Below are 16369 nucleotides of genomic sequence, written 5' to 3'. Positions count from 1 at the left end.
GCGCCGGGGTTTTGCTTGTGCCGTAAAGGCATTCACGTCCGCCGGCGCGGGCCGAGACGATGACGACGCGCGCTCGGCCCGTCGGCGCGACACCTGCCGCCGGCCAGGGCGGAGGCCGTCGCTGGCGTCAACCTCAGATCAGCTTCTCCAGCGTGATCGGCAGATCCCTCACCCTTTTCCCTGTCGCGTGGAACACTGCGTTGGCAATCGCCGGCGCGATGCCGACGATTGCCAGTTCGCCCACGCCCTTGCCCCCGAGGGCGGAGGAGTGTGGGTCGGGGATGCCGACCGAGATGGTCTGGATGTCTGGGATATCGGCATTGGTCGGCAGCATGTAGTCGGCGAAATTGCCGTTGACGATGCGGCCGTGGCGACGATCGACGATGCCTTCCTCGAGCAGCGCCTGGCCGATGCCCATGATGATGCCGCCCTTCCACTGGCTCTCCGCCAGTTTCGGGTTGTAGAGCCGGCCCGAATCCAGCGCCGACACCGCGCGCGACACGCGCACCGTGCCGAAATCCTCGTCGACGCGCACCTCGACGAAATGCGCGCACCAGGAATGGCGCGAATAGTCGCCCTCGGTGTTCGGGATCGACATGGCTATAGTGGTGTAGTTCTTGTAGCGCTCTTCCGGCGTCGTGCTGGCCGGCAGCGTGTCGCCCTTGGCTTCGATTTGGTCGCGGCCGATCGCCATCATGAAGTCAGCGATCGACAGGTCCGGCCCTTCGCCGCGCGGCGAGGCGATGCGGCCATCCCTCACTTGCAGCGTGTTCGCCTGCAGCTTCTGGAACGGCGAGCGCGGGTCGGAAAGCGCGAGCCCGATCAGCTCGTCCAGCGCCTGGCCGGCCGCCTTGTGAACGGCACCGGTCATGACGCCGGCAAGTCGCGAGCCGCCGGTGACGCCGGCGCGGGCAAAATGCGAATCGCCGAGCTTCACCGACACCCGCTCCACCGGCACGCCAAGCGTCTCGGCGGCGGTCTGCGCCAGGATCGTGTAAGTGCCTTGGCCCATGTCGATGGACGAGCTTTCGACTTCGACCGAACCGTCGGAAAGCAGCTTCACCACCGCCTCGCCATGCGCGCGCCGCACCGGATAGGTGCCGGCCGCGACACCCCAGCCGATGAGCTGGCGGCCGTCGCGCATCGAGCGCGGCGCGTTGCTGCGCTTCGCCCAGCCGAACGCTTCCGCGCCGGCGGCAAAGGCCTCGCGCAACTGGCGTGTCGACCACGCCTTCTTCGCATGCGGGTCCTGCTCGGCATAATTGATCAGCCGCATCTCCAACGGATCGATACCGAGCTCATATGCAAGCTCGTCGATGGCGCTTTCGATGCCGAAGGCGCTCGGGTTCTCGCCCGGCGCGCGTTTTGCGCCCGGCACCACCGTATTGACCCGCACTACATTCTGCTTCGAGGAGAAGTTGGGCGTGGCATACATGATCGAGGTGACCGACCCGAGCGGCTCAACCCACATGCCGTCGACCGCTGTCTCGTTGACGCCGCGATGCACGATCGACTGGATTTTACCATCCCTGTCGGCGCCGATCGCAATGGTCTGACGCGTCGCCGCGCGACCGCCATAGGACGTAAAATTCTGCGGGCGGGTGAGCACCAGCTTCACCGGCCGGTCGAGCATCCTGGCGGCAGCCGCCGCCACCGCGCTGTGCGCCAGCGCCAGCGCTTTGGAGCCGAAACCGCCGCCGATATAGGGCGAGACCAGCCGCACATTCTCGAACGGGATCGAAAACCACTCGGCATAGGTGCGTGCCATGCCGTCGAGCCACTGGCTGGGTTCCCAGATGGTCAGCTCGTCGCCTTCCCAGCGCGCGATCAGCCCATGCGGCTCCATCGCGGCTTGGAATTCGCGCGGCGTGTTGTAGGCCGCGCAGATGCGCACAGGCGCTTCGGCGAAGGCGGCTTCAGCGTCGCCCCATTCCTTGGTCATGGCGTCGATCGGGATGCCGTCGCCCGCCTTGCCGTCGCTCAGGTCGACGATGGCCGGCGTCTCGTCATACCACACCTTGACCAGCGCCGCGGCGGCGACCGCCTGCTCGAACGTCTCGGCCACCACCGCCGCGACATGCTGGCCGGAAAAGGTGACCTCGCGCACGAGCGGCGCGTAGGTCGGCTGCGACGGCGGGTTGCCGAGCCAGTCCGATGCGCCCCTCAATTCCATGATGGTGTCGGGCGTCAGCACGGCGAGCACGCCGGGCGCGGTCTCGGCCGCGCGGGCGTCGATCGCCGTCACCTTGCCGGCGGCAATTGTTGCGCCGACCAGCACCGCATGCGCCAGCCCCTCGAGCTGCTGCTCGAAGGCATATTTCGCTGCGCCCGTGATCTTGGCCGGGCCGTCGACGCGCGACAGCCGCCCGCCGACCGCTTCGAGGCGCGCGCTGTCGGACGCGGCGTGTTTCATGTCATGAACGGTCATGCCGTCTCTCCCAATTTGAGAATGGCGCGCGCGATCACGCGCGGCGCCAGCGCAATCTTGTAGTGGTTGGCGCCATGGTCGACGGCGCCCTCCATGGCGAGCTCGCTCGCCTTGCGGATCGTGGCTTCGTCGAGCGGCTTGCCTTTCAGCGCCTCTTCGACGGCGCGCGCCCGCCACGGTTTCGTGGCGACGCCGCCGAGCGCGACGCGGATGTCGCGCACGGTGCGGCCGTCGCCTTCAAGCTCCAGCCCGACGGCCGCGCTTGCCGCCGCGAACTCATAGGACTGGCGGTCGCGCACCTTGATGTAGGTCGAGCGTCTGGCCGCGGCCGAGCCTGGGATCTCTATTGCGGTGATCACTTCGCCGGGGCGGATATCGTGCTCCTGCTCGGCGGTGGCGCCCGGCGCAAGGAAGAAGTCCTCGACCTTGAGCTTGCGCCCGCCGAGATCGACCTCGGCGTCGAAGGCGACGAGCGCCACGGCGAGATCGCCCGGATAGGTGGCGATGCAGGCCTCGCTGACGCCGAGCACGGCATGGCCGCGCGTCGCGCCGCCGATCGCCGAGCAGCCGCTGCCGGGCGCGCGCTTGTTGCAGGCCGGGAAGTTTTGCGGATCGCGGAAATAGGGGCAGCGCGTGCGCTGCATCAGGTTGCCGCCGATGGTCGCCATGTTGCGCAGCTGAGCAGAGGCCGCCTGCCACAGGGCTTCCGATACGGCCGGGAAGCAGCTCTTCACGGAGTTGTGGTCAGCGACATGGCTCATCCTGGCCAGCGCGCCGATCACGGCGCGGTCGGCGGTGACATCGATGGCGTTGAGCCCTTCGATGTGGCTGATGTCGATGACGGTCGAGGGTTCGGCGACGCCGCATTTGGCGAGGTCGATGAGCGTGGTGCCGCCTGCAAGCAGCATGGCGCCGGGAAGAGCGGCGGCATTGCGCGCGGCCTCGACGCTGTCGGCGCGTAGATAGGAAAAATCTCTCACGAGCGCAGCTCCTGTTCGGCTTGGCAAATGGCGGCGACGATGTGCGGATAGGCGCCGCAGCGACACAGGTTGCCGGCCATGTATTCGCGGATCTCCTCGTCGGAGCCGGCATGGCCCTCGCGGATGCAGGCCACCGCCGACATGATCTGTCCCGGCGTGCAATAGCCGCACTGGAAGGCGTCCTGCTCGAGGAACGCGGCCTGCACGGCATGCAGCGTGCCGTCCTCGCCGGCAAGGCCCTCGATAGTGGTGATCGAGCGCCCTTCGACTTGGGCCGCAAGCGTCAGGCAGGCCAGCACGCGCTCGCCGTCGACGTGCACGGTGCAGGCGCCGCACTGGCCCTGGTCGCAGCCTTTCTTGGTGCCGGTGAGGTGGAGCCGTTCGCGCAGCGCATCGAGGAGCGTCACGCGCGGTTCCATTTCCAGCGCGTGGGTCCGGCCATTGATCGTGAGGTTGAGGGAAAGCGTGGTGGGACTGATGGTGACTTGGTCATTCATGGGGCGTCGGGCTCCGATTGCTGGACGCTTGAGCGGATGGAAATGGGGCTTGGGAGGACAGGGGCAAGGCGTGGAAGCTGCCAATCTCTCCCCTCGTGGGGGAGATGCCCGGCAGGGCAGAGGGGGCGCGAAGGAACGAGGCGTTTTGCGATTTATGTTCGCGAAGAGAAATCTGCCGGAAGGGAGCGCTTGTTATCGATTGATATGACGGCGGGACAGCACCCACCTCTGTCCTGCCGGACATCTCCCCCGCAAGCGAGGAGATCAGCAGCCTCATCGCCGCGCTCCACCGACCAGGGTGCGCTTCCCGTCCTTCTCTACGTGACATACCGCTTCCCCTGGTTATATGATAAAAGCACTCCACAAAAACGGAGGCGCCTCCGTTTATTTACGTGGGGACTGGCCGGTCATGGTTCAACCCCCATATTGCGTTCGGTGGAGAAAAAAGTGCCTGACCGGGAAATGACCGCTGAAGCGAAGCGCGACGCGCAGGCGCCAAAGCCGCTGCGCGCCGATGCGCAACGCAACCGCGACAGGCTGGTCGAGGTGGCGGCGCAGGCTTTCGCCACCGATGGCGTCGACGCCTCGCTGGAGGAGATCGCCAAGCGGGCAGGGGTCGGCATCGGCACGCTCTACCGCCATTTCCCAACCCGTGAGCATCTGGTCGAGGTCGTCTATCGCCGCGAGGTGGAAGGACTTTGCCACGCGGCCGAGGAACTTGCTCGTGAGCACACTGCCGATGTCGCGCTGGAGCTCTGGATGCGGCGCTTCGTCGACTATATCGCCACCAAGCGCGGCCTCGCCACCAGCCTGCGCCTGTTGCTCACCACCAACTCAACGCTGTTCTCCGACACGTCCGGCCGCGTCTCGGGCGCCATGCGAAGTCTGATCGAGGCCGCCTCCGCCGCGGGAAAAATCCGCGCCGACGTCGACGCCTCCGATGTGATGCATGCGCTGGGCGGCATCTACTCGGCGCCGAACACGCCAGACTGGCGCGAGCGGTCGGGGCGGCTGGTGAAGCTCTTGATGGATGGGCTGCGGTTCGGGGCGAGGGGCTGAGGCGCGGGAACTGCTAATCTCCCCCCTCGTGGGGGAGATGTCCGGCAGGACAGAGGGATTGCTGTCTCGCCAACCTCTTCCCGGCTGGCATTCCCCAACCCGTGGCCTACATAGTCGGCACCACCCTCCCTTCCAAAAGGAACCTCCCATGCCCGAAAAGCTCAAATTGAACGACGGCGCCACCATCCCGCAGATCGGGCTGGGCGTCTGGCAGGTCGATCCGGAGATCACGGCCAAGGTCGTGCGCTGGGGCATCGAGGCCGGCTACCGGCTGATCGACACCGCCGAGGGTTATCGGAACGAGGAAGGCGTCGGCGAGGCGATCGTTGCTGCCGGCGTCCCGCGCGCCGAGCTGTTCATTACCTCCAAGCTGCGCAACGGCGCGCATCAGCGTGACGCGGCGCTGCGCGCCTTCGACGATACGATGCAGAAGCTGGGCATTGACCAGATCGACCTTTTCCTCATCCACTGGCCGGTGCCCAGCCAGAACAAATATGTCGAGGCCTGGAAGACGCTGGTCGAACTGCGGAAGGCCGGCCGTATCAAGTCTGTCGGCGTCTCGAACTTCAACCAGGACCATCTGGAGCGCATCATCGGCGAGACCGGCGTGACGCCGGTCGTCAACCAGATCGAATTGCATCCGCGCTTCCAGCAGCGTGACAAGCGCGATTTTCACGCCAGGCACAACATCCGTATCGAGAGCTGGAGCCCGCTGGGCAGCGGCCGGCTGCTGGCCGATCCGACGCTGGAGAAGATCGCGAAGAAGCACGGCAAGTCGGTGGCGCAGGTCATCATCCGCTGGCACCTGCAGGAGGGGCTGGTCGTCATTCCGAAGTCGATCCACCGGGAGCGCATCGCCGGCAATTTCGACATCTTCGGCTTCGAGCTGGACGCGGACGACATGCAGACCGTTCACGGTCTGGATTCGGCCGACGGCCGGACGGGACCCGATCCGGCCACGGCGGCGTTCTTGTTCTGAGGGCTGCGCTCCTTTTGGCGCGGAGTCGGAACCGCCAACCTTCCCACGGATTGGGAAATAGCAGTTCTGCCGACGACATGCCGCCGCTCATCCGGTGAGCGCAGAGATGGTCTTTCGGGATGTCGATCCGGTGACGAAGCTTCGTATCTCGTCAACCAGACTGTCGCAATCTTCACCCCAGATCACGTGGTCTCTCCCGGCCAGCTCGACGTATTTGGCGCCTTGGATGTGGGTTGCCAAGTAACGCCCTTCCTCTGGGCGTACCCAGCGGTCGCCCGTCCTCTGCACGATCAGCGTCGGCACGCGGATCGCCGGCAGGATGTCGCGAACGTCGACTTCGGTACCCCAGCGCCAGAGCGCGATTGCATCGGCGGGCGAGGCCGAATTCCTGAGATAGGCGGCGAACCATTCGCGTTCGACCATGTTTTCGGTCAGGCTCGGCGCTGCGTTGCTCATGTCGGCTGGCTTGCCCCATTGTCTCTCGACGGCCGCTACGTCGTCGTCCACCTGCGCCACAGTTCTGGCCCAGGGATACTCTTTTGACCAAGTGCCCTTGGCGTAGGTTCCGTTAAGCACCAGCGCGGACGTACGCTCGGGATAGGTGGCGGCGAAAAGCATGCACATCGGACCGCCCTCCGAGCTGCCGAACAGCACCGCTCGGGTGGAGCCGACTGCGTCCAGCACCGCACGCACATCCTCCATGCGCTCTTCCAGCGTCGGCAGGCCGACATTGCGGTCGGATAGACCGGTGCCGCGTTTGTCGAATCGGATCAGGCGTGAAAAGGTGCCGAGCCGCTTGAGCACATGCGCGAAGCGCGGCGAGCCCCAGGCAAGGTCGAGATTGGAGACCCAGCCGGGCACGTATATGAGGTCAATCGGCCCTTCGCCGGTCACCTGATAGGCGATGTTGATTCCTGCCGATTTGACGTAGTGGGTGGTCGGCGGCATCGGCTCGCCGCCGGAAAGGCTCCCATCGGCATTTGCCCCCGAACCGGCCGCCGGCTCGGCGGCCGCAACCGGACGTGTCGAGTGAGGCGATGAACTCATCCGGCGTGTCCGCAGAGCCTCGTACAGTTGGCGCGTTTCCAATTCTGGCTGCAGCCCAAGATCTCTCTCCAGCGCCTCACGGCAGAGCTCATACTGTTTAAGAGCAAGGTTGATGCGGCCCTGCGCGGCATAGGCCCTCATCAATGCCCGGTGGATATCTTCGCGCAGAGGCTCCATTGCGAGCAGTCGCGCAGCCGTCCGCGCACAGGATGAAAGGTCGTTCGACGCGCTGTAATGCGCCACCAGCCTGTCCAGCGCTGCAACCGCGATCGTTCTCAGGCGCTCGCGTTCAATTCGAAGCCAATCTTCGAACGGCTCCTCTTTCACGCCAAGACCGTCGAGCAGGTCGCCGCGGTAGACGACGAGTGCCTGCTCGAGGTGTTCGGGCGAGGATCCTGTCGCAAGCGTCTCGAACCGGGCGACATCGAAGTCGATCTCGTCGAGATACAGGCCGACACTGGCGCCGTCTGTCAGAAACCGTCCGCTGCCGCACTTATGCATGGCCTTTCGGATGGCCGAAACGGCTTGCCTGAGGCTCATCCGGGCCTGGGTTTCGCCATTCAGGCTCCAGAGCAGGGCGGCCAGCTTCTCGCGCGATTGTGCCTGTCCGGCTTGCAGCGCGAGATAGGCCATCATCGCCCGTGCCTTGCGGCTCAAGGTTGGAGCAGCCGCGCCAGTACCGGCGAGATCAAATCCGCCCAGAAGATAAAGATGAGGCCCTTTCATTGAGTTCGGCCCCGGCCACGATTATGGCAATTCTTTCGCTTCGCCCCTGGTAATTCAACCGCTATCTGTCCCAAGCGGTCTTTTTCACGTTTCGATCACGCTGCCATCTCCAGCTTTATCACGGTCGCGCCAGAGAGTTGGCCGAACCTGAAACGTGGGAGAACCTCAATGCTGCCATTCAGCCCGACCGACTGGCCCTTCCGGCAAGATGACGGTTTCTACCGGCTCCAAGGCCTACCCGCAATCTTTCGTCACGACATCGCCCAGGCGCGGTACTTGGAGCAGCAGTTAGCGCAACGGTTGCCCGGCGCTCCCAGGATAAGTCTACCAATGCTCGTGAGCAGGCTTTTTGCCGTGGCAGCGTCGGCCCGTGCAGCGCTCTCTCGCCGGCATGCCGGGCGAGGACCCGCCTCCTTTCGGCTTTGAAAGCCGGCCTTCCGAGCCACGTCGGGCTTGACCTTAAATTCCCTCCCCGTCCACCAGCGGCACGTCATCTCCCTCCCACGGGCTGGGCATTGTCCCGCGTCCTGCGGTCGGCAGCGGCATCCAGCATCTGAGTTCCGGTTCTGCATATTCGACGATGCGGCCGGGCGAGGAGTCCGACGCCCGCCAGCCTTCCTCGCCGAACTGGTCGGCGCGCGACCAGTAGGCCATGTCGACCTCGGCCGGCCCCTGCTCGGAGGAACGCACCGTCACCAGGATGCGGCTGCCGTCCCGCGGCGCGCTCGCCATATTGCGCCACTGTTCGGTCTCGTCCATGCGATCTCCTCCTGCTGAACCAATTCCAGAAAACCGGCCGTCGCAATAGTCGCCGCCCGCCGGGAAGGGGTCAACCCGAACTTGGAGCGCGACAGGCAATTCGTTCACAGCTAATATGTCATTGGCCGCAATCGGACAGACGACGATGGATGATGGATTGCTGTCTCCGGTGACCCGTCTCGGGCCGGTCCATCTCAAGGTGACCGACGTGCCGGCGGCCTTGAATGTTTGGCGCGACGCGCTTGGGTTGGCGCTGCTTGGCGAGGACGCCACCATGGCGAAGCTTGGCGCCGGCGGCCGGACGCTGATCGTGCTCCATGCCGGCGCGGAGGCACCGCTGCCGCAGAAGGCGCGCGATCTCTTCCACGTCGCCATCCATATCACCAGCCGCCGCGATCTCGCGCATACGGCCGCCCGCCTCAAGGCATCTGGCCTACGGTTTAGCGCCCAGGATCACCTGGTTTCGGAATCGCTCTATGTCTCCGACCCCTCCGGTAACGGCATCGAGATCTGCTTCGACACGCCGCAGCGCTTGCTGCGCCGCAACGTGTCGCCCAATGGCCGCGTGACGCTGATTGCCACCGACGGCAGCGGGCATTCGGGGCTCGAGCCGCTGGACGTATCGGGCTTGCTGCGCGACCTCGGCAATTCCGGCCATATCGAGCCGAAGATGGCGCAGGAAGCCTTTATCGGCCACATCCATTTGCGCGCCCGCGCGCCCGAGATGCTGATGAAATTCTATCTCGGGGTGCTCGGCTTCCGGCCGCATATCCAGTCCCGGACTTTCGGCATGTTCGACTGCGGCACGGCGCGCCGCGCCCATATGGTGGCCTTCAACATCTGGGCGCGCGACGAGCTGCGCGAGCCGCCGCCGGGTGCAGCCGGCCTCGACCATTTCACCATCGAGCTTGGCTCCGCGCAGGAGCTCGCCGCCGTGGAGCGCAGGCTCGAAGCGGCCGACATACCGGTGAAAAGGGACGGTCGCATTATCTCGACCGCCGATCCGGAAGGCAACCGCCTGCGGCTCGTGGTCCAGGGAGATTGATCGCAACGAAGGAGGAGGGGAAATGTCGCTCAAGGTGATTGGAACCGGCTTCGGCCGGACCGGGACGGATTCGATGCGCGAGGCGCTGACCATGCTGGGTTTCGGCCCTTGCCATCATATGTCGGAGGTGATGGCGCATGAGGAGCAGAAGCTGCTCTGGCGGGCGCTGGCCAAGGGCGCCTCGCCCGACTGGGACAAGCTCTTTGCTGGTTATAAATCCTGCGTCGACTGGCCCTCGGCGCATTACTGGCGCGAGCTGATCGAAATCTATCCGCAGGCGCGCGTCATCCTGACCTGGCGCTCGCCTGAAAGCTGGTGGGAGAGTTTCGAAAAAACCATCCTGCCGGCGATCGTCGGCAGCACGGACCAGGAGTCGCTCGGCATCTCGCTCATTTCGAAACAGGCTTTTGACGGCCGCCCGCAGGATCGCGCCTACGCGATCGCGATCTATCGGGACAATGTCGAGGCGGTGCTGAATACCGTGCCGGCCGAACGTCTGCTGGTCCACAAGCTCGGCGACGGCTGGCCCCCGCTTTGCGCCCATCTAGGCGTTCCCGTGCCGGAAGAGCCTTATCCCGCCCGCAATTCGACCCAGGGGTTTCGGACGGCGCTGTCGCTGTAGGTGAGGGAGTAGGGGAGTAGGGGAGTAGGGGAGTAGGTCAAGAGTCTCAGGCCACGTAGACGCCGCGAACTCCCATCGCAAACTTACTCCTTACTCCCTACTCCCTTCCCTCACACATGCACGTCGCCGAAGGACAGCTCGCCGTCATCGGCGCGGACCAGGAACGCCGCGGCGAGCAGCGCGAGGTAGCAGCCGGCCACGCCGCACACGACGACGACGCCGGGAATCGGGCCGAGCGTCGCCACCCGGAACGTGTCGACGAGCGAGGCGCCGAAGCCGATGGGAGAGCCTTCGCGCGACAGGCTCGGCGTGGTGATCTTCAGGATCCAGGCAAGCAGCAGGATCGTGTACATGAAGATGTAGTTGCGGCGCAGCCGGCGGATCAGCGCCGCGCGCTGCGTGATCAGGAAACGCGGCGAGCGCAGGCCTTCGCCGAGGATCGCGAGCCAGTTGGAAGCATAGTCCGGCTGCGGCGAAAAGATCTGCGCGAAGTAGTAGCGCTCGAATTGCCGCACACGGGCGCGGTAGACGTCGAAGAAGCGGTAGCGCCTCGCCTCGATCCACAACAGCAGCGTGATCAGGAGCATGGCGAACAAAAGCACGCCATGATGCGCGCTGGGCGTCGACAGCGATACCGACAGCATCGCCGCCACCACCGTGATCGCCCAGTTGCTGGTGCGGTCGAGTCGGTCGCGCCAGCCGGCCATGCGCGCGATCTCGGCGCGATGGAAATGCGACAGCGTCGTGGTGAATTCAGGAGAGCTGAGCTTCAGCGCCAGCGTGTCGGAAGCGCGCGGCGGCGCGGCCTTCTCGGTGGATCTTGCCGGCGCAGCCGTCTCTGTCGGCCTTGCCACAGCTGCATCTGTGGATTTTGCGGCATTCGTCTGGGCCATTCTGCCGGGCGCCTCCCGCCGCCATGGCCGGTCCTCGCCTTGACATCGACCGGCCACACCCCTGTCGCTTCAACGTGCGGCCGGCCGGAATGTTCCCGCCTTTTCAGGCGGATAAGTCAGGTTGCAAGCGGGGGACACCACCGTTCGCGCGCCGTGGAAAGAGCAGCACATCGGCCATCGGCCTGGCATGCTGGGCTGCCGCCACTGCCTCGATCACAAGGTCGAGCGCCGCAAGCGCCGCGCGGCTCGTTTCATCGTCGCCGCGCAGGTAATGGCAAGCCCGGTCGAGGTGCAGGTGGGCGGCGGCAAAGTCGCTTTTCATTAGCTTCTCCTTATTGCCCGCCACGGCGCGAACATCGCCGAGTCGCTTTACCGGGAAGCAAAAATCCGCGGTGGCATTTGATTAGAATTGTAGGAAACGGCGCCGGAACTGCGGATCTTCCCCCCGTGGGTCCCTGTGGGGGAGATGCCCGGCAGGGCAGAGGGGGCGCCGTAGAGTACCAACTTCTGCCTGTCTCTCTTGCTGCATGTCCCATGCCGGACCTGCAGATGTTAACGCTTCTGGCTGTGAAGCCGCGTTCCTTCGCACCCCCTCTGTCCTGCCGGACATCTCCCCACGAGGGGAAGATTGGCAGCTCCGACGCCGTGCAACCGAACCACCGGCCAAACCGTTATGACGCGAAATCGAGGGGAGACAGCTTGTCCAAAATACTCAATCGGCGCCGGTCGGTCGTGTTAGCCGCCGCTGCGCTTCTGCTGATGCCCGTCGTCGCCTTCGCCGCCGAGAAGACCGGCATGTCCTCGGAAGGCATTTTCGTCGCCGAACTCATCCTGCTCCTTGTCGTCGGTCGCGGCATCGGCGAGGTTCTGGAAATCCTGGGCCAGCCGGCGGTGATGGGACAGCTGATCGGCGGCATCCTGCTTGGGCCTTCGCTGCTTGGCTGGGTCTGGCCGGCGGCCGAGCGGCTGGTCTTTGCCGGTGACGCCTCGCAAAAGTCGATGATCAACGCCATCGCCCAGCTGGGCGTGTTGATGCTGCTCCTGCTCACCGGCATGGAAACGGATCTGCGGCTCGTGCGCCGCGTCGGCCGCGCCTGTTTTTCCATTTCGGCCGCCGGCGTGGCGGTGCCCTTCGCGCTCGGCTTCGTCGCCGCCCAGTTCATGCCGGCCACGCTGCTTGCCGCAGGCAGCGAACGCATCGTCGCCGGGCTGTTCCTCGGCACCGCGCTCTCCATCTCCTCGGTCAAGATCGTCGCCATGGTGGTGCGCGATATGAACTTCATGCGCCGCGACCTCGGCCAGATCATCGTCTCGTCGGCCATCATCGAGGACACGATCGGCTGGGTGATCATCGCCATCACCATCGGCATCGCCACCCAGGGGCGGATCCAGATCGGCAACCTGGCCTTCACGGTTGCCGGCGTCGCCCTCTTCATGGCGTTTTCCTTCACGCTCGGGCGCCGCATCGTCTTCGACGCCATCCGCTGGACCAACGACACTTTCCGCTCCGAATATGCGGTCGTCACCGTCATCCTCGCCATCATGGGCGCCATGGCCTTGATCACCGATCTGATCGGCGTGCACACCGTGCTCGGCGCCTTCGTCGCAGGCATCTTGGTCGGCGAGTCGCCAATCCTGTCGCGCCACATCGAAGGGCAGCTGCGTGGCATCATCACCGCCCTTTTTATGCCGGTGTTTTTCGGCGTCGCCGGACTATCCGCAGACCTCACTGTGCTTCTCGATCCTCAGCTTGCGCTACTGACGGTAGCGCTGGTCATCATCGCCAGCATCGGCAAGTTCGGCGGCGCCTTCATCGGCGCCGAGGTCGCCGGCATGAGCCGCGCCGAGGGCGTCGCGGTGGGCTGCGGCATGAACGCGCGCGGTTCCACGGAGGTCATCGTCGCCTCGATCGGCCTGTCGATGGGCGTGCTGTCGCACAACCTCTTCACCATGATCGTCACCATGGCGGTCATCACCACCTTGGCCATGCCGCCGACATTGCGCTGGGCGCTGCGCCGCCTGCCGATGGGCGAGGGCGAGCAGAAAAGACTGGAGCGCGAGGAGATCGACCAGCGCGGATTCGTCGCCAATCTGGAGCGGCTGCTGGTTGTGGTCGACGAGGGTATCGTCGGACGCTTCGCCGCCTATCTCGCCGGCGTCATCGGCGCCGGCAAGCCGATGACGGTGCTGCATTCGAGCGGCGAGACCGATGCCGAACCGACCGAAGGGTTGCATCTGGAGGAAATCGAGAAAGGCGCCGAAGACAGCCGTGAGGCGGCGAAGCAAGGCGACGAGACGCCGGTGCGCGAGGCCCCGGTCACCCGCCGCCAGCATGAGGAGCTCTCGGCCGAAGCTGTCACCAAGGAGGCGCGCAAGGGCTACGGCATGCTGCTCGTCGGCCTCGGCCGCGCCGTCACTTCCAAAGGGGCCTTCTCGCATCGGCTGAACGAGGTCGCCGGCGCCTTCGACGGGCCGCTCTGCCTGGTGTTGAAGCCGGCCACCGCCGGCCGCCAGATGCCTCGGCTCGGCCCGCGATCGGGCAAGATACTGGTGCCGGTCAACGGCACGGCCGTTGCCCGGCGCGGCGCCGAGTTGGCTTTGGCCGTCGCCGCCGTCACCGGCGCGCCCGTCAAGACGCTCTATGTCGCACGGGCCGGCCGCGACGAGCTTCGCGACACCGTCTCGCACCGCCGCAGGGAAGCCGTGCTGAAGGACATCGTCGCGCTTGCCGACCGCTACGGCGTCGAGATCGAGACGGCGATCCGCAGCAGAGCCGCCGCCGCCGACGCCATCGCCCGCCAGGCCGGCCGCAACGTGGCGTTGATCGTCATGGGCGTGGCTCGGCGCCAGGGCGAGGAACTGATCTTCGGCGAGACGACGACGGCCGTCCTGCAGCGCAGCCCATGCCCGGTGGTGCTGATCTCCGACGAGCGGGTCAAGCGCGACGAGAGCGACCGCGAGGCGGTACGCACGGGCACGGGCACGGGGTGAGAGGACTGGCTAATCTCCCCCACAAGGGGGGAGACCATCAGCAGTTCTCAAGCCATCTGCAGTTTCTGCCGGCTCGGCTGCGGCGGGAAGGCGATTGCGATGCCGGCCGCGCCCAACCCGATCAGCGCCGAGCCGATGAACAGCCAGCGATAGCTGGCAGTGGCGTCGTAGATCATGCCGCCGGCGAGCGGCCCGAGCGACATGCCGAGGCTGGAGAGCATCGTGGCCGCGCCGAGGACGGTGCCGATGATGCGCAGGCCGAAATATTCGCGCGCCAGCACCGCATAAAGCGGCATCACGCCGCCATAGGTGGCGCCGAAGATGACGGCCAGAAGGTAGAACTGCTCGAGCTGGCCGACGGTGAGATAAGCGGCGATCACCAGGCCCTGGATAGCAAGCCCGGCGACCAGCACAGGCTTGACGCCCAGCCGGTCGCCGAGCACGCCGTAGAGCACGCGCCCGCCAAGGCCGGCCAGCCCCTCGACGCTGTAGATCGACACGGCCGCCATCGGCGCCACACCGCAGGACATGGCATAGCTCACCATGTGGAAGATCGGGCCCGAATGCGCCGCGCAGCAGGCGAAGAAGGTGAGGCCCAGCACGATGAATTGCGGCGAGCGCAGCGCCTGGCCGACGCTCATGCCTGGATCGTCGGTGACCGGCGCCGGCGTGCCGTCGCTGGCTGCGACCGCCGCCGGTGGCTGGCGCACCAGCAAGACGGCGGGCAACAGGAGCACCCAGGCCATGACGCCGATGTCGAACATGGCGGTGCGCCAGTCATAGGCCGTGATCAGCCAGCGGGCGAAGGGCGAGATCGTCATCGGCGCCACGCCCATGCCGGCCGAGACCAGCGAGACGGCGAGGCTGCGATTGGTTTCGAACCAGGCGGTGGTGAGCGCGATCATCGGCGCGAAGAAGGCGCTGGCCGCCAGCCCGACGATGACGCCGTAGCTGAGCTGGAAGACCAGCAGCGAGGTCGCCCGGCTCGCCACCACCAGCGACAATCCAAGCAGCACCGCGCCCGCAAGCACCACGGGCCTGGCGCCGACCCGGTCATAGATCGCGCCCCAGGCGAAGCCGCCCAGACCCATCACCAGGAAATTCAAGGTCATGGCGCTGGAAATGCCGGTGCGCGACCAGTTCGTGTCGAGCGACATCGGCTCCAGAAAGATCGCCAGCGAAAACATGGCGCCGAGCGCCACGCAGGTCATCAGCGCGCCGGCCGCGACGATGACCCAACGATAAGAATGGTTCATGGTTTTCTCCATGCCATAAGGCATCCTGTTTGATGCGGCACGGTTTTTCCAGTCCACCGGGCCGCTTGCGTCCGAAGGACGCCGGAGCGGGAGCCGATCCTACAATCTGGTTGCATTTTTTATCCGGATTTTTTTGAGGGCCGATTTCGTTGTCCCAGGCGCTGTCTCCGAGTGGCTGAAGTGTCAGCAGCCGGCAGTACCCGTCATTGACCGCACACCAGCCCCATCTAGATTTAGCCTCTCAACCAGGAGCATCCCATGGAACTCTATCGCGGCCGGCTCATCGATCACCTTCACCTGGTGGTGCGCGACATCGAGGCCAGCCGGCGTTTCTACAGCAGCCTGTTCGAAGTGCTGGGCATCCCGATCGGCGGTGGCGCTGAGGACCATTTCTGGGCCGACGAGCTGTTCGTCTCGACCCCCGACAGCCGTTCCGCCCAAGGCGTGCTCACCGGCCGTCACCATCTCGCCTTCCAGGCGAAGGACCGCGCCATGGTCGAAGCCTTCTACCAGGCCGGGCTCGCCGCCGGCGGCAAGGACAATGGCGCGCCGGGCGAACGCCCCTACCACCCCGGCTACTATGCCTGCTTCCTGCTCGATCCCGACGGCAACAACATCGAGGCGGTGTTTCATGGCCAGGCGAAGCGGAACGCGGATGCGGTGGTGGTGAGTTTCTGAGGCCTATCGGCGCCAGAACGGTTTAGCGAGCTCCTCCCGCACCTCGTCCATGGTCAGACCGATATCGCCGATCAGATATGGCGTATAGCGCGCCTTGAGCGCCAGCTCCTCGCGGAAGCAGGCTCGTTCGTGCCACACGGCTAAAAGGCCCAACACCCCGGGATGACGCGTCAAGCTTTCTCCGGCCGGCGGGTCGCGGAGGTCGAGCTGCACGGCGCCGTAAAAATCGGAAATCGTGTTCAATATGGGTTTCATCGTTGGCTCCTCGGAAGAACGGCCCTCATCGAGGGCACGCCGGGAGCCTGAACCGCCACGCTCGGTCGATCCATCGGCTGCATGCAGTGTTTTGGGTCCTGCATTTGTAGTATTTTGCGGGGGGCGGGGCGTTGATAATGTCGCCGTCCGCGGG

At 65.5% G+C, this 16369-nt stretch carries 15 protein-coding genes; 6 read left to right on the top strand and 9 right to left on the bottom strand.

The window, feature by feature from the left end; all coding sequences use genetic code 11:
• Window positions 1-133: 133 nt before the first annotated feature.
• From LB552_RS22235 to LB552_RS22225, 3 genes are read right to left on the bottom strand one after another with little or no spacing between them, the layout of a single operon-like run.
• Window positions 134-2428: a xanthine dehydrogenase family protein molybdopterin-binding subunit gene (locus tag LB552_RS22235; protein ID WP_224610280.1), complete on the bottom strand. Its 2295-nt coding sequence runs from the start codon at window positions 2426-2428 to the stop codon at window positions 134-136.
• Window positions 2425-3408: an FAD binding domain-containing protein gene (locus tag LB552_RS22230; protein WP_224610278.1), complete on the bottom strand. Its 984-nt coding sequence runs from the start codon at window positions 3406-3408 to the stop codon at window positions 2425-2427. Before LB552_RS22230 ends, LB552_RS22235 begins: the two co-directional genes overlap by 4 nt.
• Entirely contained in the window at window positions 3405-3905 is a 501-nt protein-coding gene (locus LB552_RS22225; RefSeq protein WP_224610276.1) for a (2Fe-2S)-binding protein, read from the bottom strand. The genes LB552_RS22230 and LB552_RS22225 overlap by 4 nt, the downstream gene beginning before the upstream one ends.
• A 462-nt stretch (window positions 3906-4367) precedes the next feature.
• Between LB552_RS22225 and LB552_RS22220 the strand changes: the two genes are divergently transcribed.
• Together LB552_RS22220 and LB552_RS22215 are read left to right on the top strand one after the other, a co-directional pair.
• A complete protein-coding gene (locus LB552_RS22220; protein ID WP_224610395.1) occupies window positions 4368-4964 on the top strand; it encodes a TetR/AcrR family transcriptional regulator in 597 nt (198 codons plus the stop codon).
• 148 nt (window positions 4965-5112) lie between these two features.
• Entirely contained in the window at window positions 5113-5943 is an 831-nt protein-coding gene (locus LB552_RS22215; RefSeq protein WP_224610274.1) for an aldo/keto reductase, read from the top strand.
• 87 nt (window positions 5944-6030) lie between these two features.
• On the opposite strand, the gene LB552_RS22210 is transcribed toward LB552_RS22215, so the two are convergent.
• Together LB552_RS22210 and LB552_RS22205 are read right to left on the bottom strand one after the other, a co-directional pair.
• Window positions 6031-7626 carry an alpha/beta fold hydrolase gene (locus LB552_RS22210; RefSeq protein ID WP_224610272.1) on the bottom strand — a complete coding sequence of 532 codons (1596 nt, stop codon included), beginning with the start codon at window positions 7624-7626 and terminating at the stop codon, window positions 6031-6033.
• 549 nt (window positions 7627-8175) lie between these two features.
• Window positions 8176-8475 (bottom strand): hypothetical protein, encoded by a 300-nt coding sequence (locus LB552_RS22205; RefSeq protein ID WP_095768322.1) that lies wholly within the window; start codon window positions 8473-8475, stop codon window positions 8176-8178.
• 145 nt (window positions 8476-8620) lie between these two features.
• On the opposite strand from LB552_RS22205, the gene LB552_RS22200 reads away from it, so the two are divergent.
• Window positions 8621-9520 (top strand): VOC family protein, encoded by a 900-nt coding sequence (locus LB552_RS22200; RefSeq protein WP_224529514.1) that lies wholly within the window; start codon window positions 8621-8623, stop codon window positions 9518-9520.
• A gap of 22 nt (window positions 9521-9542) precedes the next feature.
• Window positions 9543-10142: a sulfotransferase family protein gene (locus LB552_RS22195; RefSeq protein ID WP_224610270.1), complete on the top strand. Its 600-nt coding sequence runs from the start codon at window positions 9543-9545 to the stop codon at window positions 10140-10142.
• Window positions 10143-10252: 110 nt separating this feature from the next.
• Here LB552_RS22195 and LB552_RS22190 read toward each other — a convergent pair whose 3' ends face one another.
• The gene (locus tag LB552_RS22190; protein ID WP_224610268.1) at window positions 10253-11035 is read right to left on the bottom strand and encodes a DUF2270 domain-containing protein; all 783 of its coding nucleotides are present in this window, start codon (window positions 11033-11035) and stop codon (window positions 10253-10255) included.
• A gap of 103 nt (window positions 11036-11138) precedes the next feature.
• A complete protein-coding gene (locus LB552_RS22185) occupies window positions 11139-11357 on the bottom strand; it encodes a hypothetical protein (RefSeq protein WP_224610266.1) in 219 nt (72 codons plus the stop codon).
• Between the two features lie 437 nt (window positions 11358-11794).
• On the opposite strand from LB552_RS22185, the gene LB552_RS22180 reads away from it, so the two are divergent.
• Entirely contained in the window at window positions 11795-14026 is a 2232-nt protein-coding gene (locus LB552_RS22180) for a cation:proton antiporter (protein ID WP_224610393.1), read from the top strand.
• Window positions 14027-14073: 47 nt separating this feature from the next.
• Here LB552_RS22180 and LB552_RS22175 read toward each other — a convergent pair whose 3' ends face one another.
• Complete coding sequence (locus LB552_RS22175; protein ID WP_224610264.1) at window positions 14074-15282, bottom strand: MFS transporter; 1209 nt, start codon at window positions 15280-15282, stop codon at window positions 14074-14076.
• 258 nt (window positions 15283-15540) lie between these two features.
• Here LB552_RS22175 and LB552_RS22170 point away from each other — a divergent pair, with 258 nt between their 5' ends.
• Window positions 15541-15960 (top strand): VOC family protein, encoded by a 420-nt coding sequence (locus LB552_RS22170; protein WP_224610262.1) that lies wholly within the window; start codon window positions 15541-15543, stop codon window positions 15958-15960.
• A 3-nt stretch (window positions 15961-15963) separates the two neighbouring features.
• Here the strand turns inward: LB552_RS22170 and LB552_RS22165 are convergent, their stop codons facing one another.
• Window positions 15964-16215, bottom strand: coding sequence for a DUF1127 domain-containing protein (locus LB552_RS22165; protein WP_224610260.1), 252 nt, complete (start codon window positions 16213-16215; stop codon window positions 15964-15966).
• Window positions 16216-16369: the final 154 nt, after the last annotated feature.

The sequence above is a fragment of the Mesorhizobium sp. CA7 genome, assembly GCF_020165015.1.
Lineage (GTDB): Bacteria > Pseudomonadota > Alphaproteobacteria > Rhizobiales > Rhizobiaceae > Mesorhizobium.
Note: the sequence above shows the minus strand (reverse complement) of the source record. Positions and strands in the feature narration are given on the sequence as shown.

Coding starts and splice junctions, on each gene's coding strand:
- LB552_RS22235 (WP_224610280.1), bottom strand. CDS start 2,428: ATGACCGTTCATGACATGAAACACGCCGCGTCCGACAGCGCGCGCCTC.
- LB552_RS22225 (WP_224610276.1), bottom strand. CDS start 3,905: ATGAATGACCAAGTCACCATCAGTCCCACCACGCTTTCCCTCAACCTC.
- LB552_RS22220 (WP_224610395.1), top strand. CDS start 4,368: ATGACCGCTGAAGCGAAGCGCGACGCGCAGGCGCCAAAGCCGCTGCGC.
- LB552_RS22215 (WP_224610274.1), top strand. CDS start 5,113: ATGCCCGAAAAGCTCAAATTGAACGACGGCGCCACCATCCCGCAGATC.
- LB552_RS22210 (WP_224610272.1), bottom strand. CDS start 7,626: ATGATGGCCTATCTCGCGCTGCAAGCCGGACAGGCACAATCGCGCGAG.
- LB552_RS22205 (WP_095768322.1), bottom strand. CDS start 8,475: ATGGACGAGACCGAACAGTGGCGCAATATGGCGAGCGCGCCGCGGGAC.
- LB552_RS22200 (WP_224529514.1), top strand. CDS start 8,621: ATGGATGATGGATTGCTGTCTCCGGTGACCCGTCTCGGGCCGGTCCAT.
- LB552_RS22195 (WP_224610270.1), top strand. CDS start 9,543: ATGTCGCTCAAGGTGATTGGAACCGGCTTCGGCCGGACCGGGACGGAT.
- LB552_RS22190 (WP_224610268.1), bottom strand. CDS start 11,035: ATGGCCCAGACGAATGCCGCAAAATCCACAGATGCAGCTGTGGCAAGG.
- LB552_RS22185 (WP_224610266.1), bottom strand. CDS start 11,357: ATGAAAAGCGACTTTGCCGCCGCCCACCTGCACCTCGACCGGGCTTGC.
- LB552_RS22180 (WP_224610393.1), top strand. CDS start 11,795: ATGCCCGTCGTCGCCTTCGCCGCCGAGAAGACCGGCATGTCCTCGGAA.
- LB552_RS22175 (WP_224610264.1), bottom strand. CDS start 15,282: ATGAACCATTCTTATCGTTGGGTCATCGTCGCGGCCGGCGCGCTGATG.
- LB552_RS22170 (WP_224610262.1), top strand. CDS start 15,541: ATGGAACTCTATCGCGGCCGGCTCATCGATCACCTTCACCTGGTGGTG.
- LB552_RS22165 (WP_224610260.1), bottom strand. CDS start 16,215: ATGAAACCCATATTGAACACGATTTCCGATTTTTACGGCGCCGTGCAG.